The sequence below is a fragment of the Paenibacillus sp. FSL M8-0142 genome (genome assembly GCF_038597315.1).
GTDB classification, from domain to species: domain Bacteria; phylum Bacillota; class Bacilli; order Paenibacillales; family Paenibacillaceae; genus Paenibacillus_AQ; species Paenibacillus_AQ lactis.
The window spans coordinates 3,089,181-3,114,734 of sequence record NZ_CP152008.1; the positions used below are offsets into that span (position 1 = coordinate 3,089,181).

Consider the following 25,554-nt stretch of genomic DNA (forward strand, 5'->3'; position numbering starts at 1 on the left):
GAGGAGGAAACAGGATGACCAAAATTATGATGTGCTTTCCTGGAGGGAGGCACAAAGCCCTGACATTGAGTTATGACGACGGACGATTTGCCGATCGGCGGCTGGTGGACATCTTGAACCGGCATGGGCTCAAAGGAACTTTTCATATCAATTCCGGGCTGCTCGGAACGCCGGACAGGGTGGGGGCAGAAGAGGTCAGAACGCTTTATGAAGGTCACGAGGTATCGGCGCATACGTTGACCCATCCGACGATCGCTCGCTGTCCGAATGAGCAAATCGTGCATGAAGTCATGGAAGACCGGCGCATTTTGGAGGGTATCGTAGGGTATACGGTTCGAGGGATGTCGTATCCGAACGGCTCTTACAGCCGCAGAATTAAAGAGATGCTGCCGGGCCTCGGGATAGAATATGCGAGAGTCGTTGCGAGTTCAGGGCATTTCGGAATGCCGGACGATTTCCTGGAATGGCAGCCGACCTGTCATCATAATCGTGATTTGATGAAGCACGCCGAGACCTTCATGAGCCTGCATAAAAAGCAGTACTTGTATCTGATGAACGTATGGGGGCATAGCTACGAATTCGATCACGATCAAAATTGGGAACTTATGGAACAGTTCTGCGCTTATGTAGGAGGTAAACCGGAAATCTGGTATTGCACGAACATCGAGTTAGTCGATTATACGAAAGCATTCGAAGGACTGAAGTTTGCAGCCGCGTTGGATTTCGTCTATAACCCGTCAGCATTAAGCGTTTGGTTGGACGTGGATGGACAGATTGTCGAAGTGAAAGGCGGAGAGCAGATCAAGCTTTAGCGGGAGTGCCGAAATGGCAGTTGGAGGGAGCTTTTGAGGATTTTTCATGATCATTCATCAAAAGGAGGGATATCGGATGAACCAAGGGAAGGCAATTGATCCTTTGCTCATCGGGAGGCTGGATATTCGGGCAGCAGGTCCGCGGTGTAAAATGCTGCTTGGCGACTTAAACGGAGACGGCCGGATGGAGATGCTGCTCGTTCAACCCGACAACCGCCAGGACGTGCGTTACATTCCCCATCAGGTGCAGTGCCTCACTGCGTACGATTTGGAGGGGAATCTGCTGTGGCAAACAGGCAAACCGGATCCTGGCGCCGGCAGTCAAGGCTCGGATTATCCCGCTCAAATTGTCGATATCGACGGAGACGGTCATTTAGAGGTGTTATGCGTTATGGAGAACCGTCTCTTGGTCATTAACGGGTACGACGGAAGCGTCAGATCATCGCATGAGCTGCCGGATCCGGAGGCGCATGACTGCATTATCGTTGCGAATTTGACGGGAAGCCCGCATACGCGGGATATCATCCTAAAGGATCGTTATCGCCGCATGTGGGCAATGGACCATCATTTCAACATCCTATGGACGCATGAGGGCAATCCGGGCCACTTCCCTTGGGTCTACGATTTGGACGGGGACGGGTATGATGAAGTGATGGCCGGTTATACCTTGTTGGACCATGACGGCACGCCGTTATGGAGCTGCCGCGATTTGGATGACCATGCCGATTGCATTTGGATCGGCGACGTGAACGGCGACGGAGACCCGGAGATCGTGATCGGAGGCAGCGTCACGGTCATGTATGACCGAAACGGGAGGGAGCTATGGCGATACGAAGGCTCCATCGAGTCGCAGCACATCGCGCTCGGTCGCTTCCGAAGCGACCTGCCTGGATTGCAAATTGCGGGGCTGGACCGGCTTGTGAGAGAGGACGACGGGAAGGGTTTGGTCGGCAAGGACGCCTTATTCCTGCTCGACGGCAGCGGCCGGGAGGTTTGGAAAGAAGACCGCAAAACACCAGGCTGGCTAACGATTATCGAGCCTTTGCGCGGATGGGCGGAAGGAGCCCTGGACTATATATTGGCTTATCGGCGCGGTGGAGGGGTCCTTCCCACCTTGTATGACGGTCACATGAATGCAATCGCGGAGTTTCCTGACGAGGGATATGCCGTCCATGCCGACTTATGGGGAAGCGGTATGGAGCAAGTCATTATTTACAGCGATGAAACAGCGTCTATCTATTCGAGCAAAAGTGCAGATTTAAGCGAGCCTGCTTCGGGTATTCCTTTGCCGCAGACGAAACGGCTGTCCAGCTCGACCTTGTATCCGGGCGGGGAAGTTCCGCTGTTCTCTAGTTGATGTGGCGAATCCCCGGTCCAATTTCGAGATCTTGCGGTCTTATTCCAAAACCCTATCTTCCATAAATGGTCTCGTGATACATTACTTAAAAATCATAGTGGAGAGAGGGTGTCTGTCATGCATAAAGTAATCCAGCCCAAAATCCTATACTTCGGCACTTCGGTCGTATTGATCAGCACGGTCAACGAAGACGGCACGCCCAACCTGGCTCCAATGTCTTCCGCCTGGTGGCTCAATCAATCATGCATGCTTGGGATGAGCAGCAAATCCCAGACCGTTCAAAATCTGATCCGTGAGCGCGAGTGCGTGCTGAATCTTCCGTCGGTTGACTTGATTCCCGCAATCGATCAATTGACGCTATTGACCGGTCGCAATCCTGTGCCGGAATCTAAAGCCGAGAGGGGATATCAGCATGAGGCGGATAAGTTTGGGATCGCCGGGCTAACTCCACTTCCGTCCGAACTCGTTCACGCACCGCGCGTCAAGGAATGTCCCATCCACCTGGAAGCCAGGCTTGTGAAGGTCCACCCTTTTGAAGAACCAAGTTCGCTTGTTGCCATGGAAGTTTACATTGAAAAAGTGCATATCGAAGAAGGGCTTCTTATGGATGGAGAGTCCAACTATATCGATCCTTCGAAATGGAATCCGATGATCATGAATTTTTGCGAATATTTCGGGCTAAGCGAGCAGCTTTCTGCATCGAAGTTAGCGCCGGTATTCGGACCTCGGTCCGTATAAATGAAAGATCACGATCATCGAAGAATCAAGGAACCCGTACAAAAAGAGTTGAGCAAAAAGGGAAGCTCCAAGGATTGCGTTACACATCGTGGCACCCTCACTTCCCGGGTTCGCCTGTTCCGCTTATCCAGAGCCGGCAGATGAGGCTCCGTGGAGCAGCAAACGCGTCGCCCGCGTCTGGACCGAGATAATGCGCAGGCTGGGTTACCTTATTGAGAGGTTTACAGAATATGACGGATGGCCGAAGAATACGGATGAAAATCCCCGAGATCGGAGCAGTGAGAGTCATATGATTGCCATGTCAAATCCAGACACACTCATCGATGATCTACGGCTACTTATTAGCAAGCTTCTCTGACACAGCATAGTGAGAAAAAGCACATTTGGTCTCGCCAAATCGCTTGGAAAGGGAACAGAGATCATTTCTCGAACCTTACTCAAGCAATCATAGAACAGACCGTGCAGCAGCTGCTGCACGGTCTTTCTTATTGTTCACACGCAAGTTCGTCATATCTTTATTCCTCGGCGGTGGTTCGGGTGATGGATACGCTAGACTCCCGCACGATCAGTCGGGGTTCGAACTGAACGCGTTCGTAGCCGCCGCTTTTCCGTTCCCGCAAACGCTTCAAGAGCAGCTCCGTGGCAAGCCGCGCCACCTCGTCACCCATAATGGAAACAGAGCTGATCTGCGGCGTAGTAACCGTGGTCCACGCGTTGTTGTCGATGCCCACGACAGCGACGTCTTCCGGAACCTTGATCTTCAATTCTTTAAATCGGTTAACAATGCCGATGGCGACCATGTCGTTGACGGCATAGATCGCGTCCGGCATATGTTTAAGCCCGTAGAAGTAATCCGCCGCGCGGACGCCTGTCTCGAAAGAGAAATCTTCTCCGAAATAAACGAGGGAAGGGTCGACCTTATTCAACGACTGCTCATATGCCCAGTAACGTTCTTCGATTTTATCCTTTGGCGCGCCGGCATAAGCGATCCGCGTTCTCCCGATCTTGATGAGATGCTCCATGACAAGTCTGCCTTCCTGCCTTGCGAGGCCGACGATATCGGCCTTGTACTCATCGCCGAGCTGCTTGCCATAATTGATGATGGATACCGGAAGGCTGGATTTGCTAATCAGATCTCCGAGCGTTTTAGGGTAAGCGAGCGGCATGATGATCAGCCCGTCCACGTGCAGCTTCTTGATATCCCGCACGATTTCGAGCTCGTTCCGGGCGTTGCCGGCCGTATTAATCTGAACAACCCGATACCCGTGCTGTTTGGCAGTCTGTTCGACCGACCAGGCGATTTCCGGGATGATGGCGTTCCGGATGTCCGGGACGGCCAAGGCGATTTGATACGTCTGACGGACCTTTAAGCTTTGAGCTGACGTATCCGGACTGAAGCCGATTTCTTCGATTACCTGCATGATCATGGCCTTTGTTTTCGGACTGATTCCTTTGCTGTTGTTGATGGCTCTGGAGACGGTGGCAATACCGACGCCTGCTTTTTTGGCAACATCCTCAATGGTTACTTTTTTTGAATTCGTCATAATCCTTTAACCCTTTCTCTATCGGAAACGTTTCCTGTATGAGTACGAAAATATTGGATGATTGAGGCAATCACCTCTATTATAGCATGCATGCTTCCTTATTTCCTAAAGACGGGGGAGGATGGGGAGTTGGGGGATAAGAAGGTGTTTTGAAGATGACAATATAACTTCACGGCGATTGTCGGCGGTAATTGAGATCCATTGGAATACCGGGAAACTGCGATTTATGGCATGCTACAGACAAAGAGCCTTGACATGCTATATCACCTTTCACAATTCAAGGAAGAAGATTTGACAGAATAGCGAAACTATGACATATTTGATTTCGGAAACGTTTCCTATTTCATTCTTTTATTTTCGAACTCATAAGGAGATGAAGACGATGCAAGCACTGCGCTGGCATGGTGTGAAGGATCTGCGGCTCGAGAACATTGAGGAGCCTCAAGCAACGAAAGGTAAAGTGAAAATCAAGGTGGAATGGTGCGGTATTTGCGGAAGCGACCTCCACGAATACGTAGCCGGACCGATTTTTATACCTGAATCAACCCCGCATGCGCTTACCGGAGAACAGGCACCGGTCGTTATGGGCCATGAATTTTCGGGCCAAGTGGTTGAAGTCGGGGAGGGAGTAACTCGCTTTAAAGCCGGCGACCGCGTCGTCGTAGAACCTGTTTTTTCCTGCGGGACTTGCGAGGCATGCCGTCAAGGTAAATACAATTTGTGCGAAAAAATGGGCTTCCTGGGCCTGGCCGGCGGCGGAGGCGGATTCTCCGAGTTCGTCGCAGCGGATGAGCATATGGTGCACAAAATTCCCGACAGTGTTTCGTATGAGCAGGGGGCATTGGTTGAGCCGTCGGCCGTTGCCTTGTACGCAGTACGCCAGAGCCAGCTGAAAGCCGGCGATCGCGCCGTCGTGTTTGGTGCCGGGCCGATCGGACTGCTTGTCATCGAGGCGCTGAAGGCTGCAGGCGCTTCGGATATCTACGCCGTAGAGCTGTCCGAGGAACGGAAACAGAAGGCGACGGAGTTAGGGGCGATCGTGATTGATCCGAAAGCCTGCGATGTCGTCGAGGAGCTGAAGCAGCGCACCGGCGGGGGTGTCGAGGTCGCTTTCGAAGTGACCGGCGTTCCTCCCGTTCTCACTCAGGCAATCCATTCCACGAAGATCGGCGGGCAGATTATGATCGTCAGCATTTTCGAAACCACTGCGCCGATCATTCCGAACGATATTGTTATGAAAGAACGGAGCATCACCGGCATTATCGGCTATCGTGACGTGTTCCCGGCCGTGATCAGCCTGATGGAGAAAGGCTTCTTCCCGGCAGAGAAGCTCGTTACGCAGAAGATTAAGCTAAATGAAGTGGTGGAGCATGGATTTGAGGCGCTGCTCAAGGAAAAGAACCAGGTAAAGATTCTCGTCAGTGCCCATTAATTCAAGGCTCGCGAGGTAATACGATAACAGAAAGACCGCTTAACAACGCGGTCTTTTTTTCATTTCTCCCAATCTTTTAAATGATTAGATCTTGACGATCCAGGGAATCGAACCTAGAATGTGTTATAACAACTATGAAATTACATAACAACATATCATAACAAATATAGGAAGGGGATGATGAATTGCTGAATTCAGGAGATGAACATCTGTGTTTCTTACGCTGACAAACATCTCCGCCGCGTTTACCTTTTTCAAGAAGGAGGTCATGGCCACAAATGGACGCTCGCCTATCCTCGGCATCCGCACAGCCCGTACAGAGGCCGAGCAAATGGAAGCATGTCAAAAAGCAGCTGAAGCGAAATGTCGGACTGTATCTCATTATTTCTCCGGCGGTACTTTACTTCTTGATCTGGCACTACTGGCCGATGTACGGCGTTCAAATCGCGTTTAAGGATTTTATGCCCGGACTAGGCATTTGGAACAGCCCATGGGTCGGCTTGGAGCACTTCGAGCGGCTGTTTGATGCGTATTACTTTTGGACAATTCTGAAAAATACGATCGGCATCAGCCTGTATGGACTGCTCGTCGGCATCCCGGCACCTGTTCTCTTGGCGCTGCTCTTCAATGAACTGCGGAGCCGCAAATTCCGCTCATTCGCCCAGACCATCTCCTACGCTCCTCACTTCATCTCCGTCGTGGTCGCAGTCGGTATCCTGTTCTTTTTCATCTCGCCGACGAACGGCGTTTTCAATTCCATTCTGGTTTCTCTCGGGAAAGAACCCGTCGATTTTTTAGCCGAACCATCTAACTTTTGGCATTTGTATGTTTGGTCCGGCGTGTGGCAGGGAATCGGCTGGTCGTCACTTATCTACAGCGCTACGATATCCGGCATATCCCCGGATTTATACGAGGCGGCTTACATGGACGGTGCCAGCAAGTTCCGCCGCATCTGGCATATTACGATTCCCGGAATCCTGCCGACCATTGTCATCTTATCGATTTTGAGCGCCGGAAGCATTATGAGCGTCGGCTTCGAGAAAGTCCTGCTGATGCAAAACCCGATGAACCTGGAAACCTCTGAGGTTATTTCGACTTATATGTACAAAAGCGGGCTGATTAACACCCAGTACAGCTTCTCCGCGGCAGTCGGCCTGTTCAACAACGTCATAAACTTCATGATCCTGATTATCGTCAATGCGGCAGCCCGCAAGGCCGGGGAAACCAGCTTATGGTAGGGAAGAATGCCGACTGTATGTTAAGGAGGGAACCTATGTCGTGCTGCTGAACATCAAACGAACGCCTGGCGAGAAAATCGCGGATATCGTCATTCTGGTGCTCGCCGTCTTGGTCACCGTCATCATTCTGTATCCGCTCGTGTTCGTGCTGTTTGCTTCATTCTCCGATCCGCGTCAAATCTGGGACAAGCCGCTGCTGTTATATCCGGCCGGCTTCAATCTCGATTCGTATGCCAAGGTGTTTGAGAACGGCGAAATATGGCGCGGGTACCTGAACACCATCCTGTATGCCTTCCTGGGAACTGCCATCAACCTGATCATGACGGTGCTCGCCGCCTATCCGCTGTCCCGCAAACGGTTTTACGGTAAAGGTCTGTTTACGATGCTGTTTGCGTTTACGATGTTTTTTGGCGGTGGTCTGATTCCTCTGTATTTGGTCAATAAGCAGCTTGGGCTGCTGAACACGGTATGGGCGCTTGTGCTGCCGGGGGCGATCAGCGCCTACAACATGATCATCATGCGCACCTATTTCCAGACGCGGATTCCGATCGAGCTTGAAGAAAGCGCCTATGTGGACGGCTGCGGCGATTTTCAGATGCTGTACAAAATCGTGCTCCCGCTGTCCATGCCCATCATTGCCGTCATGCTTCTGTTCTACGGCGTCGGCCATTGGAACTCTTACTTCGATGCGATGATCTACTTAACGGATCGGGAGAAGTTTCCGCTGCAGCTTATTTTGCGGGAAATTCTCGTGCAGAACGATTTCAAGGAGATGGCCGGCATATCGGTCGGGGCTGAGTATGCGGACCAGATGATGGTGAAGGAAGGGCTGAAGTATGCGATTGTCGTCCTGTCCGCACTGCCGCTGCTTCTGTTGTATCCGCTGCTGTCGCGTTTTTTCGAGAAAGGCATCATGGTGGGAGCGATCAAGGGATAACACGGGGATTCAAGCAGGAACCGCCCGATTTCTTGGCTTGGACCTCATAAAGATGGAAAGAGGGGATTGTTGATATGAGAAAAAGACTTCAATTTCTGCTTGCCTTGACCCTGACATTCTCTTTGCTCCTGTCCGCCTGCGGCGGGTCCGGGAGCGAAGCTTCTCCGGAGCCTTCCGATACCGAAGGGGATCCGGGAAGCATTACACTGCATATCGTGAAGCGCGGTTATACGGATGTTCATCCTCCGGCCGATCAGCTGTGGATGTGGCAAAAATACGAGGAGATCTCCGGCATTAAGGTCGAGTTCGAGGAACTTGCCGGCGCAGCCGTAACGGAGCGGAAAAACGTCATGCTCGGCTCCAACGATCTTCCCGATGCATTTTATCGCATCGCCTTCGGAACGGACGAGCTGATGAAATACGGCAAACAGGGATTGTTCATACCCCTTGAGGAATTGATCGAGGAGCATGCACCTAATTTGCGAAAGCTGCTGAACGAGAATCCGGACATCAAGGGAGCGATCACGATGTCCGACGGACACATCTACGCGCTGCCCTATGTCGACTTCTCGAAGGCATTTAATTCCGTCCGGTTATATATCAATAAATCCTGGCTGGATGAAGCCGGACTTGACGTTCCGAAGACGACCGCAGAGCTCCGCGAGGCGCTGAAGAAGGTAAGAGAGAAGGATGATTCCCGCCTGGGCTGGGTCCTTGAGACGCAGTATTGGACCTTCCTGGAAAGCTTCCTCGCAGGCAGCTACGGCATGGGAGAAGGCGGCGCCAAGGCGTTCGGCCAATATTTGTACAAGGACGCCGATGGACAGGTGAAAACGACGTTCAACGATCCGAAGTACCGGGAGCTTCTGCGGTATATGAGCGATTTGTATAAAGACGGCTCCCTTGCGCAGCAAAATTTCACGACCGGCTACGACTACGCCAAATGGTCGGCGGACGGCGCGAGCGGAAAGATCGGCTCCTTCGTATGGGAAGGCCCTGGATATATCGGCAAGGAGGCTGCCGAGCAGTACGTTGGCATTAACGCGCTGGAAGGACCGAATGGAGACAAGGTTGCCGGCACGCTCGGACCGCCTGCCAAAGGCATATTCGGATTCATCATAACGAACAAAAACAAGCATCCGGTCGAAACGATCAAATGGATCGATTACTTCTACGGCGAGGAGGGCATCAACTTCGGCACCTTCGGGTTAGAGGGCGAAACATACGATCTCGTAGACGGCAAGCCGAGGTACAAGGAAGACATCTTGAATTATAAGGGAGGCGTGCAGCTCGGGGCGTTCCAATACGTCGACAATGTGTACGGTGCGTATTACCCTTATGTGGAGCCGGACGATGAGCTGCGGATGTCTGCAAGAGGGACAACGGTAGCCGACGAGATTAAGGCGGACCCGGCTGAGCTGGATGAATTCGCCCCGAAGGAGCTGTGGCCGGATTTCGTGCCTACAGATGAGGAAGCGAACACGACGAGCGCAATCTTGACCGATATCAATAAATATATCCAGGAAATGAGGGTCAAGTTCGTGACGGGGAAGGCCAGCTTGGATACCGATTGGGACGGATACGTCAAGACGCTCGACAAGATGGGGGCCAAGGAGTACCTGGAAATCAAGCGTACGCAATACGAACGATATTTGAACGTCAAATGATCCTATGGCATTGTTCACGAGCGATTGCCGAGACTGCTGTGTAAACGATCGCTTGCCCGGTATGGGCGTACGGCAGCGGGCGATTTCCGTGCAGCGAGTTTACATGCCGATGTTAGAAACGCTATAATTTAGCGTAACAAGCGAGATACGTGCAAGTACGTTAAAGATGGGATGAGAGCGAAGTTGACCAAAGACAATAAACCGCTGTACAGCGTTATGATGGACGAGCTGAAATCACAAATTGTTTCGGGCCGCTACCCTCCCGAATCCCAGCTGCCCACGGAGGCCGAGCTGAGCTCGGCCTTTGGCGTGAGCCGCATTACGACAAGAAGAGCGCTCGAAGAGCTCGAGCGGGAAGGCTTGATCTACCGGATTAAAGGAAGCGGGAGCTTCGTCAAACCCAGAAGCCGCGGGCAAGATGGAAGAGAGGAAGGCACCGGAAAAATGATCTCCCTGATCCTGCCCTCGGAGGATGACCGGGGCACGATGGGGTACATTCGCGGCGCATCGGACTGGCTGAATGCGAATGGCTACTACTTGAGCATTCATCAAAGCGATTACGACTCCCAGAAAGAGCGGGATCTGCTGGAAATGCTGACGCGAAAAGGAATAGCGGCAATCATCCTGTATCCCAGGAACGATCAGACGAATTATGATATCCTTCACCGGCTTACGCTGGAGGACTATCCGATCATTACCATTGATAAATATTTCGACAGCCTTCCGCTCGGAGCGGTCGTATCAGACAACTACAGCGGCTCGTACCAGGCGGTATCCCGACTCATCGAGCTCGGCCACCGCAAAATCGCATTCCTGACGGCTGTAAGCATTGAATCTACTTCCTCGGTCCGGGACAGGTATTTCGGTTATTGCCAGGCGCTTAAGGATCACGGGATTCCTCTTGACAGCCGATATATTTGGCTGAATATGAAGGGATACCGGGAACAAGTCGGCGCGGAGCGATTCTATAACGAGCTGCTTGATTCCTACCGTGCGGAGGGCATCACGGCCGTTCAGACCGAGAATGATCTTATCGCCGCCAACCTGCTGAATCTCTGTCTGGACAGAGGAATTCGTATTCCGGAGGATATTTCGATTATTGGGTTCGACAACAATCCGGTCACAGAGCATGTCATCATACCACTGACGACGGTTGAACAAAACTTTTATGAAATCGGACGCCAGGCCGCCGAGATTATCGTGAACTGGCTGGAAATGGGCAAGCAAGCCTCGGGCAAAATCCTGGTGCCGGTCAAGCTGGTTGAGCGAGGAACAACGGCTGTTGCGCCGCGAAGCGGGCTCCCCGATTAGAGAGGATGAAGGAAATCTCTTTCAGCACGCGCGATCCTATGTATTAGTCAGGCAATATTTCCACACCTTAAACTTTGTATATGCCAAGAACCCGCGCGATAATGATCGGCGGGTTCTTGGTGCTTGCCGAGCCTATGCTGTGAGTTTAGGTTTCCCTATTAAACAATGCCAAAACCAAAGGAGCTAGCAATGATAACCAGAAGAATAAAGAGAACCAGGATTGCTCCTATGGAGTAGCCTCCGCCATATCCGTTTACTTCACCCACAAGGAAACCTCCTCTCATCTCCGAATACTTAATACTATGTTTAGGTTGATATGTTTGATTGGGTTTAAAGTAAGTTGTGTTGTTGTACATAGTCTGAGGGCGAGAAACCGGTGTGTTTTTTAAACATCCGATAAAAATAGGAAGTGTCGTAATAACCCAGATAGTCTGCGATATGTGTGATGCTCATGTCCGAGTGAATCAGCAGGCTGCAGGCTTCCTGCACCCGCAGCTGATGCATATATCGAATCGGAGATTGACCATACACCTCTTTGAAAAGGGCCGCGGCATAGCCCGGAGAGCGATGGATTAATCTCGCCAATGCATCGATTTCTATCGATTCGCGATAATGCTCCAGCAGATAGGATTTGATGGTATCCGCGTAGTTTCGTTTGCTGGGCGCAAGCTCAGTCTTTTCGAGCTCACGGGCCAGCATCCCGATCAGCTCCTGCATGATGCCTCGACAGATCATCGTGCGGTAGCTTTTGCCGCCCCGCATTTCCTCGTATAATCGCTCGCAGCGGCGATAGGCATATTGAATATGCGTAAGGTTGAATTTCATGAATTGCCCTGCGTCCAGAAATGGAATTCCAGTTGGCTCTTGGCGATCCAGCGTAAATAGAATCGTATGCTTCTGATGCGGGGTATCGTTCCAATTGCCGCCGCTTCTTCTGGTAGACTGAGGGATAAAGAGCACGTCTTCTTTTTCCGCAATCACTTCTTCTCCGTTGATCTCGTATCTTACCTTGCCTGCTCTTACTACAACAAGGACGTTGTATGCAATCGTCTCCAGCTGTGTCCGCCAATTTGGGATGTAATCATCAAAATTCACGCTCATCAATTGGAACACATTCGAGCACCTCGCAGTGATTTTATACCTATAGCCTAGCATATTTATACTTGCTTTGAGTAGAATTTCGTTCGCTTCTATGATCTTCTTGTATGAAAATTGGAATGGAATCGTACACCAAACCAGCGAAATGTACATCGACTCCGCATGCATCGCGGCCTATAATTTCAAGCAACGACACATTGACCATTTTATTTGTAGCTTCAACAAGTCGGAAGTGGATAACGAAGAGGAAGGGAACGATGTGGATATGAGAGTATTGCTGCTGGATTTGGATTCAACCAGACCGGATCATCTCGGCTGCTACGGTTATCATCGCAATACATCGCCCAATATTGACCGGATTGCTGCGGAAGGCGTACGTTTTGACAATTACTATACCTCGGACGCGCCATGTTTTCCTTCAAGAACGGCATTAATGACCGGCAAGTTCGGCATACATAACGGCGTCGTCGGTCATGGGGGCACGGCTGCCGACGTGCGGCATGAAGGCATTGCCCGCGACTTTCACGACAAGCTCGTAACGGAGAGCTTTCCCGCGATATTCCGCCGGGCCGGCATGAAGACGGCCTTGATCAGTCCGTTCGGAGAACGCCATTCGGCATGGACCTTTTATGCGGGCTTCAATGAAATCTATAATACCGGTAAGAGCGGCATGGAGTCTGCCGAAGAGGTATCGCCAGTCGTTCTGGATTGGCTGGAGCGCCATGCGGATGAGGACCAATGGATGCTATACGTGAATTTTTGGGATCCGCATACACCGTATCGTGCTCCCCAGTCGCTGGGAAATCCCTTCGAGCATGATCCTCTGCCTGCTTGGATTACGGAAGAGGTGCTTCAGGAGCATCGGAAGAAGGTCGGCCCGCATGGAGCAAACGAAATTAACATGTATAATAGTGAAGTATCCCCCAAATATCCGCGACATCCAGGGGAGATCAAGTCGATGGAGGATTTGCGGATGATGGTGGACGGCTACGATTGCGGCATTCGCCATATGGACGAGCATATCGGTGCAATCTTCGAATTGCTGGAGAATAAGGGAGTCATGGATGATCTGGTCATTATCATTACTGCGGATCATGGCGAGAACATGGGGGAGCTTGGGATTTATGGAGAACATGGTACGGCGGATCAGGGAACGTGCCGCATTCCGATGATTATCCGGGGACCTGGGATCAAGAAGGGAATTACGGACCCCGCGCTTCATTATCATCTGGATCTACTGCCTACGATGGCGGACTACCTGAACGTCGCTCCGGCTGCAAGCTGGGACGGCATCAGTTACGCGGAGAGCCTGCGGACCGGGAATGGGAGCGGCAGGGAGTATCTGGTGGTATCTCAATGCGCCCATGTTTGTCAGCGAAGCGTTCGTTTTGGAGAATGGCTTTACATTCGGACGTATCACGACGGTTATCACCTGTTCGACAAAGAGATGCTGTTCCATATTTCCGAAGATGTCCATGAACAGCATAACCAAGCGTCTCAACGACCGGAGCTTTGCAGGGAAGCGGTCTATCTACTGAATGAGTGGCATGATCAGATGATGTCCACGATGCCGTTTGACGTGGATCCGTTGTGGACGGTCATGAAAGAGGGGGGACCTTACCATGCCAAAGGTCATCTGCCGCGATATATTGAGCGCTTAAAGAATACAGGCCGGGGAGAAGCGGTACCGGAGCTGATGCGACGTCATCCTCGGGAGTTTGTATAATAGAAAACGATGTAGCAGTGAATGGATGCAGGATAACCGCTCTAATATGGTTGTCCTGTTCTCTGTATCAAGGATTAGGAGGAATCGAGCGTGGGAGAACATCATTCTTGCTGTACGGGATCCAGAGCGAACGTTCAGCTTGCGGAAGCCGATCCGAAGGAACATCAACCTGTCATGGTGCGTGAAAGCCTTGACCATAAACCGTCTCAAGCGGATGTTCATACGGACATGATAGCAATCCCTGAGGGGACGTTTATGATGGGCACGAATTCGAAAGAAGGCTTCCCAAGTGACGGTGAAGGGCCGGCGCGGAGCGTTACGGTTTCCGGATTCGAAATTTCGCCGTATGCCGTAACGAATAGGGAATATCAACGCTTTGTAGAGGACACCGGTTATGTAACGGAAGCTGAGAAATTCGGATGGTCGTTCGTATTTGAACTGCTGGCCTCAGATGAGACCAAAGCTAAAGTGACGCAGGTTCCGCAAGAAGCGCCTTGGTGGCTGGTGGTGGAAGGCGCTTACTGGGCTGCACCCGAGGGAGCAGACTCGACTCTCGAAGGCCGGATGGACCATCCGGTGGTACATGTCTCGTGGAATGACGCCATGGCGTATTGCGAGTGGGCCGGCGTGCGGCTCCCGACGGAAGCGGAATGGGAATATGCCGCGCGCGGGGGGTTAGAGGACAGGACCTATCCATGGGGCGATCTGCTGAAGCAGGATGGGGAACACCAGTGCAATATTTGGCAGGGCAAATTTCCGATCAGAAACAACGCCAGCGACGGGTATATCGGGACGGCGCCCGTTGATGCCTACAAACCGAATGGTTACGGATTGTATAACGTGTCCGGCAATGTGTGGGAATGGTGCGGCGATTGGTTCAGCCCGTCCTATCATCAACAAACATCAGCCAGTAATCCGTTCTACGCAGAGCCAACCGGAAGAAGGTCTATGCGCGGGGGCTCGTACCTGTGTCACAGATCCTATTGCAACCGGTACCGCGTGGCAGCCCGCAGCGGGAATACGCCCGACAGCTCGACGGGCAATTGCGGTTTCCGAGTTGTAAGAGATTCCTTGCCTCGATGATAGAAAACATGCTACAATTCGAATCGAAACAGAAATGTTTTGTTTAGTATGCACAAAGAAGGCAAGGTGAAGGAAATGGTACGCGCTTCAGCACGCCAGCATATTCTTAACGTGGCATCAGAGTCGTTCTACCGCGAAGGCATTCGTTCCGTTGGGATCGATACCATTGTTGAACGAGCCGGTGTGAGCAAAGCCACGCTTTATCGTCATTTCCCGACCAAGGACGATTTAGTCATGGCATACCTTCAAGAACAGGATCATATCAATTGGGAGCATTTTGATGAAGTGATCGCCAAAAAAGAGGGGAAACCTAAAGAGCAGTTATTAGCTTTGATCGATGCGACCATCGAGATGCTCGAGCCGGGTTATCATCGAGGCTGTCATTTTCTAAATGCTCTTGCTGAATTTTCCGAAGAAGATCACCCAGTCCATTTACTTGCTGTAGAGTACAATCGTGCCATACGTCAGCGTTTATCCCGTTTGACACAGTTGGCCGGTGTGAATGACGATACATTGACAGATCAACTAATGCTTGTCATTAACGGCGCGTTGTCCTCCGTTTCGGTTTATGGATTCTCGGGACCTGCGGCACAGCTTAAGGCGTTATCTACACATTTGATTGAATTATATCTTGGTCAAACGAACGAATAGATTTAACCACGAACCTAAAGCGAGTTAACGGCTTTAGGTTTTTTTTTGCGCCTTAAATTGACAGGGACATGAACGAACGGGGCTGAAGTGGATAAAGGATATCGCTCGGATAAGCAATCAAGCCTTGCATCATTGGGATGGAATCTTCCCTTTCCCATAGACATGGAAGAAATATCTTGACACGATTATGAACCGTGTTGTATTGTTTTCTCAAACGAAACAAAACAGTTTCGTCTCACTAATGGAAAATTGGAGGAATTTATATGAGTGATGTAACAGTGATCGGTTTAGGACCAATGGGTACCGCCCTCGCACAGGCGCTGCTCCGAAATGGTCATCGCGTTACCGTATGGAATCGGACGGTTGAAAGAGCAGAAACTCTCGTCAGGGACGGGGCAATTCTAGCTCCCAATGCAGCTTCTGCTGTAGCTTCCAGTCCGGTAACGATCGTCTGTGTAGCCAATTACAAGATCTCTTACAGCGTGTTGGACACACCTGAGGTTACGGCAGCCCTCGCCGGCCGAGTGTTCGTGCAGCTAAGCACGGGGACTCCCCAAGAGGCTAGAGATAATGCAGCATGGGCACGGGAGCATGGAGCCGATTATCTGGATGGGGCCATCCCCGCCACACCACCGCAAATTGGAAGACCGGACACGACAATTTTTACATCAGGCTCGAAATCGGCTTACGAGAAAAGTGAGGCCCTGCTCAAGAGTCTGGCTGGAAACGTTCCCTACCTGGGAGAAAAGGTCAGCGCAGCATCCACAACGGATCTGGCATTTCTGTCTACGCTATTCGGTTCCATGATGGGATTCTTTCATGCGGCGCGCATCATTGAATCCGATGGCCTGCGCGTAGATGAATTCGGGTCCATGATCTCTGCGATCTCTCCAGCAATGGGAGAAATGATCAAATACGAAGGGGATATGATTCAATCCAATACGTTTGATCAGCCGCAAAGTTCACTTAACACCTGTTTGGTAACCGTAAAAATGTTCGTGGAACAAGCGCGGGAGGCCGGAATCAACGCTGAGTTTCCAACATTCGCCCTGGGCCTCTTCCAAAAAGCTGTGGATTCAGGATATGGAAACGAAGAGCTTGGCGCGCTTGTCAAAGTGCTGCGTTAAGTGAAATGAAATGTTTGAATTTGCGTGGAAACACTCTGGGTTGAGATCAAAAATAGGGGAACACTCGCCTAAGTGGAAACAAAACTGTTTTGTTTGATTAGTATATTTAAGGAGGCTATGTTGTATGAATCAAAATGATCGACGTTCAAGACATGAAGCGACGTCAGCAGGGGAACGTAACCGTCCATCTGTAACCATAATTGGTCTGGGCCCGATGGGCCAGGCGATGGCAGCCGTATTCCTGGATCGGGGCTATGAGGTAACCGTGTGGAACCGGACTGCCGGCAAATCGGACGCTTTAGCAGCTAAGGGTGCCATTAAAGCGTCTAGTGTTGACGAGGCGATAGCTGCGAATGATTTAATTATCCTCAGCCTCACGGATTATGACGCGATGTACGCGATCCTAGAACAGGCTGCAAGGGACTTGAGCGGTAAAGTCTTCGTCAACCTGAGCTCAGACACTCCGGAAAAAGCAAGAGAGGCGGCGAAGTGGCTCGAAGCGCGCGGAGCACGCCACCTAACGGGCGGCGTTCAGGTCCCGCCATCGGGTATCGGCAAAGCGGAATCCTCAACATACTACAGCGGTACAAGAGAGGTTTTTGATGCCCATAAAAAGACGCTTGAGGTCCTGACGGGGGCCGACTATCGGGGCGAGGATCCGGGGCTTGCAGCGCTGTACTATCAGATTCAGATGGATATGTTCTGGACCTCTATGCTCAGTTATTTGCATGCCCTTTCTCTTGCTGGCGCGAATGGCCTCACGGCTGAGCAGATCCGCCCATATGCCATTGAGACGATGAAATCACTGCCGATGTTCATCGAGTTCTATACGCCTCGGATCGATGCTGGCGAGCATCCAGGGGATGTAGACCGGCTCGGCATGGGCGTGGCGAGTGTCGATCACATTGTACATACGAGCAAGGATGCCGGCATCGACGCATCCCTTCCCGCAGCTGTCTTAGAGGTGTTCAAGCGAGGTGTGGCTAATGGTCAAGCGGGGAATAGCTTCACCAGTCTGATCGAAGTATTCAAGAAGCCCGCTCCATCGGCCTGAATAAATCCGAATTATTTAAACCCACTGATCACTCAGGATCAGTGGGTTTATTTGATGGGTTCCATTCACGAAGATCAGCGAATGAAGCGAAGAAGCATTTGAAGGGGAATATACCCGATTAACGCTCTTCCCAGGACATGACGTATTCCGCATGACCGGTATCCTCATCAACCGTTTCTTCAACAACAGAAAAGCCGTGGCGGGAATAAAAACGAAAGGCGTTCTCATTCTCTTTATACACTTTAAGCTCGAGCTTAGGGCCGCGTTCCTTGACGGATTGAAGCAGGGCCAACCCATACCCCTTGCCTTGCTCGCGAGGATGAACGAACAAAGCAGCCAAGGCATGCTGAACGGTCGATATAAAGCCGACTATTCCGGCTGCTTCTTCCAGCACATACGTTTCGGCCATTGGTAAATACACGGACCGCATGTCCTTTTCTTTGGACTCCCAGTATTCCTGGGGAATGAAGTGGTGGGCTTCTTTCGAGGCAGCCAGCCAAATGTCGATAACGCTGTCCATATCGTTATCCGTCATCAATCGAATCTGCATATCGTATTCACTCCAGTATAAAACATCGTATTTTAGGACACATGCCCCGTATTGTAAAACCTTTCCTGCACCGTGTCAAACCTGGAAGCCATTTGACCATCTGCATAAAAGGTGATATATTTATCACATAAAGAGACAAATAAATCACATCTGAGAGGAATGATCGGGATGAAAATGGTTCTTCGTATCGGGATGGGCCTGCTCTGGATCGGGATTGGCATTCAACGTATTATCCAACAATCGTATCCGCTGGCTCTATTATTTCTAGCAGGAGGCGTTCTATTTGTTTATGCAGGCTGGAGAAGTTGGAAATTCCGCAATCAATGACGGGAAGCAGCAGCATTTGTTAAGCATGACCGGACTTTGCGCCTGGTACCGGACGGAAACGGACGCCGTCATTTCGAACCTTCATTTGGAAATCGGCCCTAATCAAATCATCGGTTTGGTAGGATTGAACGGAGCCGGCAAGAGCACGTTGATCCATGTTCTGAGCGGCATTCACCGGCATTATTCGCTTGAGCGGCTGAAGTGGAGGAACGAGGATGCATCGCTGACCAGCCTTGCGTTTAAGCGAAACCGGTATACCGTGTTCTCGGAGGACGAATCGTTTGAGTATTTCACGTTCGAGGAATATGTGAGACATGTGTTCCGGTCCTACGGACGAGAAGTTCGTCACGATACCTTGGATGAACTTGTTGAAGGATTCAACTTTCAGAAATACCGGAACGCGTTCTTGGGCCAATTATCGATGGGCAGCCGGAGGAAGGCCTATCTGATCACGGGATTTGCACTGCGTCCGGAGCTGCTGCTGCTGGATGAGCCGGTCAACGGGCTGGATTTTGAGAGCACGGAGTTTTTGTACCGGTTGATGAATGAATACAGGAGCTATGGGACGATTTTGTTTTCTTCCCACGTACTTGAGAGCCTGTGCTTAACCTCGGACAGCATCATCATTTTGGAAGCCGGATCAATCCGTCACACTTTCCTGCAAGGAGAGATGGATCCCGAGCACATTAGAGGTGTACTGAACAAGTGATCTCGACATTTCATGGATTCGCCAAAAAGCTCCTCGGGGCGCGTTACGACCGATTGTGGAAGCATGCCATAGCCTTAGCCGCGATCTTTGCGGCGCTGAGCAGCCTGGATCGCCATTATGAGGTGTCCTTGCTCGTATTTATGACGGCCATAACCGTATTTACGTTTGGTATCGTACTGAAGACCTTGGCATCGGACGATAACCGGAGGAAGCTGAAAGGAGCGTTCATGCTTCCATTTGCGCCAGGCATGTTCAATGCAGCCTATTTTTATGCGGTTGCTCTATACACCCTGGTTACCAAGACTTCGTACATTCTCGTATTTTACATGGCATTTTCGTCCTTTACGGCTATTTATATACCGGCATTTCTGCTTAGCTTTTTGAATGCGGGCCTGACTGCTTTCGTAATATTCGCCCAGATGAACAGCGGTAAAAGGATAACTGCCAGTCTCTTGCTGCTCATCCAAGCAGCCCTCTGTCTTCTCCCCGAGCCGTCCTATCGGTTGACGGGACTGCTGATCAGCACCATCCTCCAAGGGCTCGTGCTGCATCGGACGGATTCTTACCGATTCTACAAGGTCTCGAGGATGAAGGATAACCAAGCGGCACCGCTTCGAAGCTCTTCGTTCCTGCGGTACATTGTACGGTATCTAATCTCGCATAAAAGCTATTTATACAATACGCTGGCGTTATGTATATTTGCGGGTTTCATGGCGTTTATGCTCGAGCAGATGCATCTGGACTCGTGCCTGCCGCTCGCAATTGCGGTTCTGTCCTTTAACACGCCGATCGGCATCCTGCTATCGAGCAATCGCGGGCTGCACCGGAAGATCCAAATGCTGCCAGGCCAGCTTCAACGTACCGTTGTTCCGTATGGTCTGTTTATATTGACCGTAAACCTGTTCATCTACATGATCTTCTTAGTCTCCTGGCTTCTATTTCATGGGTCCGTAGAAATCGTGTATTATGTAATTAGCATCGTATTTGCCGCCCAGTCCGCCATTGCAGCCGTTTGGCTCGAGTGGAAATATCCCGTGCACAAATGGCGGGTGGAGAGTGACTTATGGCACCATCCCCGCAAATATGCCGTTCCGCTGATGATGTGCCTGCTGGCAGCCGCGGTGATGAGCATGGATGCAGCCGTATACCTTATCGCTCTGCTGGTAGGGATCGAGGTGGCGTTGATTTTTAACCGCAGGAGAGGAATCAGGAATGTATAAGGGACAGAGGAAGCGTTACGTACGGATTGGAAAGCACGGTTGGCTGCTCGGTTTATTGGGGTTTAACGGACTGCAGTATTTTAAGACCCATGATCCAGCCATGTTGTTTTACTTTAGTTTTTTTAGCTTTTTCAGTTTCTATTTCAATGGGAAGCTGGCAGAGGAGATGCCGGATGAACGGTATTACATGAATGCTCAGAAGGCGAGGTCCATCACCATGTGGGTGCCGGCCGCATGTTTGTTTATCATTGGAATGGGCAGCATGTTCGCCTTCGTAACGAGAGAATTCATGATTATCGTGAGCGCAGCGGGTTGGGCAGCTACGTTTCTGACGTATTCCATAACTTTTTATTATCTGGATAAATATTGTTAGGTGGATGCCCATGGAACCATTCAAATGCAATTTGAAAAAGTACAGGCAGTTAGCGGGAATGACCCAAGATGAGCTGGCGGGCAAGGTAGGGGTTCGCCGAGAAACCATCATCCGTCTGGAGGCGGCAAAATACAATCCCTCCTTAAAGCTGGCGATTGATATTTCCCGTGCAGTTGGAGCGCCCATTGAGGAGCTGTTTATATTCGACTAAACATACGATGATGCATTTGATGGGCCATAGCATCAGCAAATGCGTCATTTCGTACGCCTGTGTAAAAACCAAATGGTTCTTGAAAAAACTAATTAGTCATAATACAATAACATGTATCCATAAAGCGGATGGTCGTTTCGTCTCACAGGGCGGCTCAGCTTGTTAAGGTTTCTCCAGCCCGTTATCCCTGTTGTGAGACCGATCCAGTTACTTCCTAGTTTCGTTGAATGCTGAATATGGAAGGTTTTAAATAATTTTCGATATTTTGGATTTTATAGGATTATTATGCAACCTTTTGTCTTATCTAGCGTCTGGTATATGTATATCTAATCATAGGAGGAATACATCAATGAATATGAATCGTAAGAAAACCGTTTCTCGTCTCGTCGTAACAAGTATGGCAGTGGCTCTTCTCGCATCGCCGATTTCTTCCATTTTGCCGGGGCAGGGACATGTAGCTTCTGCTGCGTCAGCTGAGGACAAGTCTTCCTATAATCTGAAACCGATGTGGACGAAGACGCTGGGAGATCCGAGCAAGATCAGCCCCCAAACCACATTAATTAAGAACAGCCTTTACTATTCCGTCGGGAAGAAATATATTGCTTTTGACGCGTCGGCAGGCAAAACCCGCTGGACGTATCCTGCGACCGCGGTCTCGCAGACCGTCACAGACGGTAAATCGGTATGGTTTACGGATGCGACTGGCCGATTGATCAAGCTCAATGCTGCAACAGGGAAGCTGCAATGGAAGGTTAAAACCCAATCCCAGCCAGCTAAGAAAGAAAGCTATGTGAATCACAGCTTGCATGCAGCCGATGGTGTGATCTATGTCGGGGATGCGTTCGGACTGACGGCCTACAACGCATCAAACGGAAAGGTGAAGTGGAAATTGAAGGGCGGCGCCCATGGGTACAAACTGCTGCAAACAGGCAAAATCCTTGTTGCAACCACGACTATCGACGGTGCTTTGACCACGAGCGGGTTACAGGGAATCGATCCTCAGAACGGCAAAGTAAAATGGACACAAAACGACGGTGACCATCAGGACATTCTCTTCTCGAATGACAAATCGTTCTATTCGCGAGACGTAACCGAGGGCATCGATGCCGGATATGCAGCTAACATCAATGAAATTAGTTTGACCAACGGAAAAATTATGGCTACCCGATCCTACATACCGGTGGATTTCGTGGAAGATCAAAGTGCATCGGATGTCGTATCCGATGGAGAGTATTTCTATGTCATTGAAAAGTATGATGAGACTCAAAAGAAAGCTGTGGTCTCCCGCTTCAAAACAGTCAGTCCTTCCAAATCCGAGCCGGAAAAAACTTATTCGTTTGAAGCGAAAGTGACCGAATGGTCCCTCGGCGATTCGGGCATCGCCTATGTAAGACTTGAGAACGGCAAGCTGCTAATGCTCGATACGAACAGTGGACGTACGCTGGCCTCCGCTCAATACAAAGGCACACCATTGCCGACGCTCATCGGACAAGACGTGCTTGTCGTTCAGCATGGCGGGCAGATCAGCGGTGTGAAGAAACCTGTTGCTCAGTAACATATCCCTCAACACCAATAGCTGACGAGCCAGACTCATTTCAGGTTAGCTTCTTCATGCAGCAGCCGCTAAACACAAGGTTCCTTGCGTTTAGCGGTTTTTTTTCGTATCCAAAAAAGCGGTAATGACATGGATCTTCTTCGATGCATGCCGCGATGCTCGGATGGAAAGAGAGAGTTGGAATGTTTACACATGAGCTCACGATTTCTGCGACTTTGTATCCAAATCCGTTCTGGTTCTTTTATATCAACAGTCACTATGAATAGCGGCAGGCTGTTGGTATACTATCTTTAGCCGAAATGGACACTAACAATAGATTCATCAACGGATAGTGTAGCGGGTGGCAATTTTTATGAAAGGTGATGAGATTTCTACGGAGCATGAATGATAAAACAAACGAAAAATGAATGAAACGAGACGTTAAATGACAACGTAAATAGCGAAAGGGGATACGGGAAACCATGTAAGTCGGAAAATCCCCTTTGCTTCAATGCTTGGAGGTTAAAAGCAAGAAGCTTGTCATGACATTCTAAACATCAGAGAGGGGAAGTAACTGTTGGAGTCACTTTGGTTGGAGTATGCATGGGCATTACTAATTCTTATTGGATTGGAAGGCTTACTATCTGCGGATAATGCCCTCGTTCTGGCGGTAATCGCGAAGCACTTACCGGATGACCAGAAGAAGAAAGCCATCAATTACGGAATTATCATGGCGTTTGTTTTTCGTTTCGCCGCCCTGTTTGCCATATCATTTATTGCGAACGTTTGGCAAATTCAAGCGATCGGGGCTGCTTATCTGCTGTACCTTGGCTTAAAACATATAATCAAAGCGCGTTTTGGCAAGGAAAACAAGAACATCCGCGAGGATATAAAGAAAGATGCTGCGGGCAAAGGCTTCTGGCCTACCGTAGGTAAAATTGCTCTTGCTGACCTCGCCTTTGCGATTGACTCCATTCTTGCTGCAGTGGCTTTAGCGCTGGGCCTTCCGGATTCGCCGCTTGGAAATTTCGGTGGAATGGACGGCGGAAAATTTATCGTTGTCCTGCTTGGCGGCATCGCCGGGCTCATCCTGATCAAATTCGCGGCGACATGGTTTGTTAAGCTGCTTGCTCAACGGCCGGCACTGGAGACCACGGCATATGCCATCGTAGCATGGGTTGGGGTCAAGCTCGTCGTGATTACATTAGCTCATGAGGATATCGCTGTGCTGGATCATCATTTTCCACATAGCACAGCCTGGACGTTGATCTTCTATGGTGTATTGGTGGCGATAGCCCTTCTCGGTTGGTTTGCGCCTGCGAACAAAAAACAATCACAAGCCGATCCACTCTAGGTTAACTCTGAGCTTCACTATATGAAATGACAGATGGCCATCCAGTAAAGGGTGGCCATTTTACGCAAACGATGAATGATCATTCTTGTCGATCGGCGGATCGACGAATTTGAAGGGGGGGGGCTCCATCGTGACAACTCGAAATCTGAATCCAAAGGTCGATGAATTCGTAAGTAAATCCAGAAAGTGGAAAGAAGAATATGAAAAGTTGAGAGCCATCGTTCTTGACTGTGAGCTGACCGAAGATTTTAAGTGGATGCATCCTTGTTACAGCTTTAAGAATAAGAACGTCGTTTTAATCCACGGATTTAAGGAATATTGTGCACTGCTGTTTCACAAAGGCGCCTTATTACAGGATGCCCACGGAATTCTCATCCAACAAACGGAAAATGTGCAGGCGGCGCGTCAAATTCGGTTCACCAATGCACAAGAAATCGATGAGTTAGAACCCATCTTGAAATCTTATATATATGAAGCGATTGAGATTGAAAAGGCCGGTTTGGAAGTCAATTTTAAAAAGACGGATGAATACATAGTTCCTGAAGAGTTTCAACTTAAGCTCGAGGAAATCCCTGGCTTGAAAGCAGCATTTGAAGGCTTGACGCCCGGACGTCAAAGAGCGTATCTTCATTATTTCTCCCAACCCAAGCAGTCTAAAACCCGTGCGTCCCGGGTCGAAAAATATGTACCGCAAATCCTTGATGGAAAGGGATTAAACGATTAGGATATACGATTAGTTCATCTTTCCGATTCTCGCGGACTCTCATTGAGAACTGGAAAAGATCCGACCCAATCCATGATGTTCACCCGAGCGGGTTTATAGTATGCTTGCTATATAAGGAGGAGAGGAAAACAATGGTAAAACAATTGATTGTGGGAGACGCGAAGCAAGAGTTGAGTGCTACACGCCGCATTCTGGAGCGCTTGCCCGAAGAGCATATGTCGTGGAAGCCGCACGAGAAGTCCATGACGCTTGGCGGATTGGCCACGCATCTGATCAACATCCTCAACTGGCAAATTGCCATTTTTCAGTACCCTGAATTCGATCTTGCAACCGTGCCGCTTCGGCGGGAGGCTTTAGAAAAACGCGATGACGTGTTGGAAGAATTCGACGCAAACGTCGTCAAGCTTGATCAGCTGTTAGCCGAATGCGGTGAGACGACGCTCGGCGAGGAATGGACCTTGCGAAACGGCGACCATATCATCCTGCGCCAGCCTCGGGCTATCGCGCTTCGCACCTTCGGTATCAGCCATATGGTTCACCACCGGGCGCAGCTTGGGGTATATTTGCGGCTCCTTGATATTCCGGTTCCGGGCTTTTACGGTCCATCCGCCGACGAGTCAGTAAAATGAATGAAGATGCCTCGTGAAGTCGCGGGGAATCGGCATATGCTGCCGGCGATGATCTCCTCCGCTCCTTAGTACAACAGAGGGAAAATACCAAGGAAGATTTCCGTTTATCACGAGACATCGTGGCAAGTAACAGCGGCCCGAAAAGGCA

Annotated in this window: 25 protein-coding genes; 21 read left to right on the top strand and 4 right to left on the bottom strand. The window is 50.3% G+C overall.

The genetic code is table 11. The annotated features are described in order from the left end of the window. The first annotated feature begins 14 nt into the window (after positions 1–14). The 3 genes from NSQ46_RS14420 to NSQ46_RS14430 all read left to right on the top strand — a co-directional run bounded on the left by NSQ46_RS14420 (position 15) and on the right by NSQ46_RS14430 (position 2,907). Positions 15–812, top strand: a complete 798-nt coding sequence (locus tag NSQ46_RS14420) for a polysaccharide deacetylase family protein (protein ID WP_007128245.1) — start codon at positions 15–17, stop codon at positions 810–812. Between the two features lie 76 nt (positions 813–888). Beyond that, the gene (locus NSQ46_RS14425; RefSeq protein ID WP_007128244.1) at positions 889–2,169 is read left to right on the top strand and encodes an FG-GAP-like repeat-containing protein; all 1,281 of its coding nucleotides are present in this window, start codon (positions 889–891) and stop codon (positions 2,167–2,169) included. A gap of 117 nt (positions 2,170–2,286) precedes the next feature. Next, the gene (locus tag NSQ46_RS14430) at positions 2,287–2,907 is read left to right on the top strand and encodes a flavin reductase family protein (RefSeq protein WP_007128243.1); all 621 of its coding nucleotides are present in this window, start codon (positions 2,287–2,289) and stop codon (positions 2,905–2,907) included. A 515-nt stretch (positions 2,908–3,422) separates the two neighbouring features. Here NSQ46_RS14430 and NSQ46_RS14435 read toward each other — a convergent pair. After that, positions 3,423–4,451, bottom strand: a complete 1,029-nt coding sequence (locus tag NSQ46_RS14435; RefSeq protein WP_007128242.1) for a LacI family DNA-binding transcriptional regulator — start codon at positions 4,449–4,451, stop codon at positions 3,423–3,425. Between the two features lie 382 nt (positions 4,452–4,833). Between NSQ46_RS14435 and NSQ46_RS14440 the strand changes: the two genes are divergently transcribed. The 5 genes from NSQ46_RS14440 (at position 4,834) to NSQ46_RS14460 (ending at position 11,036) form a co-directional block, all read left to right on the top strand. Continuing rightward, positions 4,834–5,883 carry a 2,3-butanediol dehydrogenase gene (locus tag NSQ46_RS14440; RefSeq protein WP_341341931.1) on the top strand — a complete coding sequence of 350 codons (1,050 nt, stop codon included), beginning with the start codon at positions 4,834–4,836 and terminating at the stop codon, positions 5,881–5,883. A 278-nt stretch (positions 5,884–6,161) separates the two neighbouring features. Continuing rightward, positions 6,162–7,121 (top strand): ABC transporter permease subunit, encoded by a 960-nt coding sequence (locus NSQ46_RS14445; protein WP_341341932.1) that lies wholly within the window; start codon positions 6,162–6,164, stop codon positions 7,119–7,121. A 40-nt stretch (positions 7,122–7,161) separates the two neighbouring features. Continuing rightward, positions 7,162–8,058, top strand: a complete 897-nt coding sequence (locus tag NSQ46_RS14450; RefSeq protein WP_007128239.1) for a carbohydrate ABC transporter permease — start codon at positions 7,162–7,164, stop codon at positions 8,056–8,058. Between the two features lie 74 nt (positions 8,059–8,132). Continuing rightward, a complete protein-coding gene (locus tag NSQ46_RS14455; protein WP_341341933.1) occupies positions 8,133–9,725 on the top strand; it encodes an extracellular solute-binding protein in 1,593 nt (530 codons plus the stop codon). A 183-nt stretch (positions 9,726–9,908) separates the two neighbouring features. After that, entirely contained in the window at positions 9,909–11,036 is a 1,128-nt protein-coding gene (locus NSQ46_RS14460; protein WP_007128237.1) for a GntR family transcriptional regulator, read from the top strand. A gap of 158 nt (positions 11,037–11,194) precedes the next feature. Here the strand turns inward: NSQ46_RS14460 and NSQ46_RS14465 are convergent, their stop codons facing one another. Both NSQ46_RS14465 and NSQ46_RS14470 read right to left on the bottom strand, forming a co-directional pair. Next, positions 11,195–11,302, bottom strand: coding sequence for a YjcZ family sporulation protein (locus tag NSQ46_RS14465; RefSeq protein WP_232239309.1), 108 nt, complete (start codon positions 11,300–11,302; stop codon positions 11,195–11,197). A 64-nt stretch (positions 11,303–11,366) separates the two neighbouring features. Then, the gene (locus tag NSQ46_RS14470) at positions 11,367–12,149 is read right to left on the bottom strand and encodes an AraC family transcriptional regulator (protein WP_341341934.1); all 783 of its coding nucleotides are present in this window, start codon (positions 12,147–12,149) and stop codon (positions 11,367–11,369) included. A gap of 250 nt (positions 12,150–12,399) precedes the next feature. On the opposite strand from NSQ46_RS14470, the gene NSQ46_RS14475 reads away from it, so the two are divergent. From NSQ46_RS14475 to NSQ46_RS14495, 5 genes are all read left to right on the top strand, one after another. Then, entirely contained in the window at positions 12,400–13,860 is a 1,461-nt protein-coding gene (locus tag NSQ46_RS14475; RefSeq protein WP_342576995.1) for a sulfatase, read from the top strand. Positions 13,861–13,950: 90 nt separating this feature from the next. Then, complete coding sequence (locus NSQ46_RS14480) at positions 13,951–14,943, top strand: formylglycine-generating enzyme family protein (protein ID WP_342576904.1); 993 nt, start codon at positions 13,951–13,953, stop codon at positions 14,941–14,943. Positions 14,944–15,018: 75 nt separating this feature from the next. Next, positions 15,019–15,594 carry a TetR/AcrR family transcriptional regulator gene (locus tag NSQ46_RS14485; protein ID WP_034273151.1) on the top strand — a complete coding sequence of 192 codons (576 nt, stop codon included), beginning with the start codon at positions 15,019–15,021 and terminating at the stop codon, positions 15,592–15,594. A gap of 263 nt (positions 15,595–15,857) precedes the next feature. Next, complete coding sequence (locus tag NSQ46_RS14490) at positions 15,858–16,721, top strand: NAD(P)-dependent oxidoreductase (RefSeq protein ID WP_007128232.1); 864 nt, start codon at positions 15,858–15,860, stop codon at positions 16,719–16,721. 124 nt (positions 16,722–16,845) lie between these two features. Then, positions 16,846–17,775, top strand: coding sequence for an NAD(P)-binding domain-containing protein (locus tag NSQ46_RS14495; protein ID WP_028405117.1), 930 nt, complete (start codon positions 16,846–16,848; stop codon positions 17,773–17,775). A 118-nt stretch (positions 17,776–17,893) separates the two neighbouring features. On the opposite strand, the gene NSQ46_RS14500 is transcribed toward NSQ46_RS14495, so the two are convergent. Then, entirely contained in the window at positions 17,894–18,325 is a 432-nt protein-coding gene (locus NSQ46_RS14500; RefSeq protein ID WP_007128230.1) for an N-acetyltransferase, read from the bottom strand. Between the two features lie 289 nt (positions 18,326–18,614). Here NSQ46_RS14500 and NSQ46_RS14505 point away from each other — a divergent pair, with 289 nt between their 5' ends. From NSQ46_RS14505 to NSQ46_RS14540, 8 genes are all read left to right on the top strand, one after another. Then, positions 18,615–19,361 carry an ATP-binding cassette domain-containing protein gene (locus NSQ46_RS14505; RefSeq protein WP_342576996.1) on the top strand — a complete coding sequence of 249 codons (747 nt, stop codon included), beginning with the start codon at positions 18,615–18,617 and terminating at the stop codon, positions 19,359–19,361. Then, positions 19,358–20,581 carry a hypothetical protein gene (locus tag NSQ46_RS14510; RefSeq protein WP_342576905.1) on the top strand — a complete coding sequence of 408 codons (1,224 nt, stop codon included), beginning with the start codon at positions 19,358–19,360 and terminating at the stop codon, positions 20,579–20,581. Before NSQ46_RS14505 ends, NSQ46_RS14510 begins: the two co-directional genes overlap by 4 nt. Then, positions 20,574–20,954, top strand: a complete 381-nt coding sequence (locus tag NSQ46_RS14515; RefSeq protein WP_007128226.1) for a DUF3796 domain-containing protein — start codon at positions 20,574–20,576, stop codon at positions 20,952–20,954. The genes NSQ46_RS14510 and NSQ46_RS14515 overlap by 8 nt, the downstream gene beginning before the upstream one ends. Before the next feature lie 10 nt (positions 20,955–20,964). Next, positions 20,965–21,165: a helix-turn-helix transcriptional regulator gene (locus NSQ46_RS14520; RefSeq protein ID WP_007128225.1), complete on the top strand. Its 201-nt coding sequence runs from the start codon at positions 20,965–20,967 to the stop codon at positions 21,163–21,165. Between the two features lie 349 nt (positions 21,166–21,514). Beyond that, on the top strand, positions 21,515–22,720 hold the full coding sequence (locus tag NSQ46_RS14525; protein WP_007128224.1) for a PQQ-binding-like beta-propeller repeat protein: 1,206 nt from the start codon (positions 21,515–21,517) through the stop codon (positions 22,718–22,720). A gap of 556 nt (positions 22,721–23,276) precedes the next feature. Next, positions 23,277–24,053: a TerC family protein gene (locus tag NSQ46_RS14530; protein WP_040738123.1), complete on the top strand. Its 777-nt coding sequence runs from the start codon at positions 23,277–23,279 to the stop codon at positions 24,051–24,053. 130 nt (positions 24,054–24,183) lie between these two features. Next, a complete protein-coding gene (locus tag NSQ46_RS14535; RefSeq protein WP_040738121.1) occupies positions 24,184–24,777 on the top strand; it encodes a YdeI family protein in 594 nt (197 codons plus the stop codon). A 131-nt stretch (positions 24,778–24,908) separates the two neighbouring features. Next, complete coding sequence (locus tag NSQ46_RS14540; protein WP_007128221.1) at positions 24,909–25,406, top strand: DinB family protein; 498 nt, start codon at positions 24,909–24,911, stop codon at positions 25,404–25,406. Positions 25,407–25,554 lie beyond the last annotated feature (148 nt).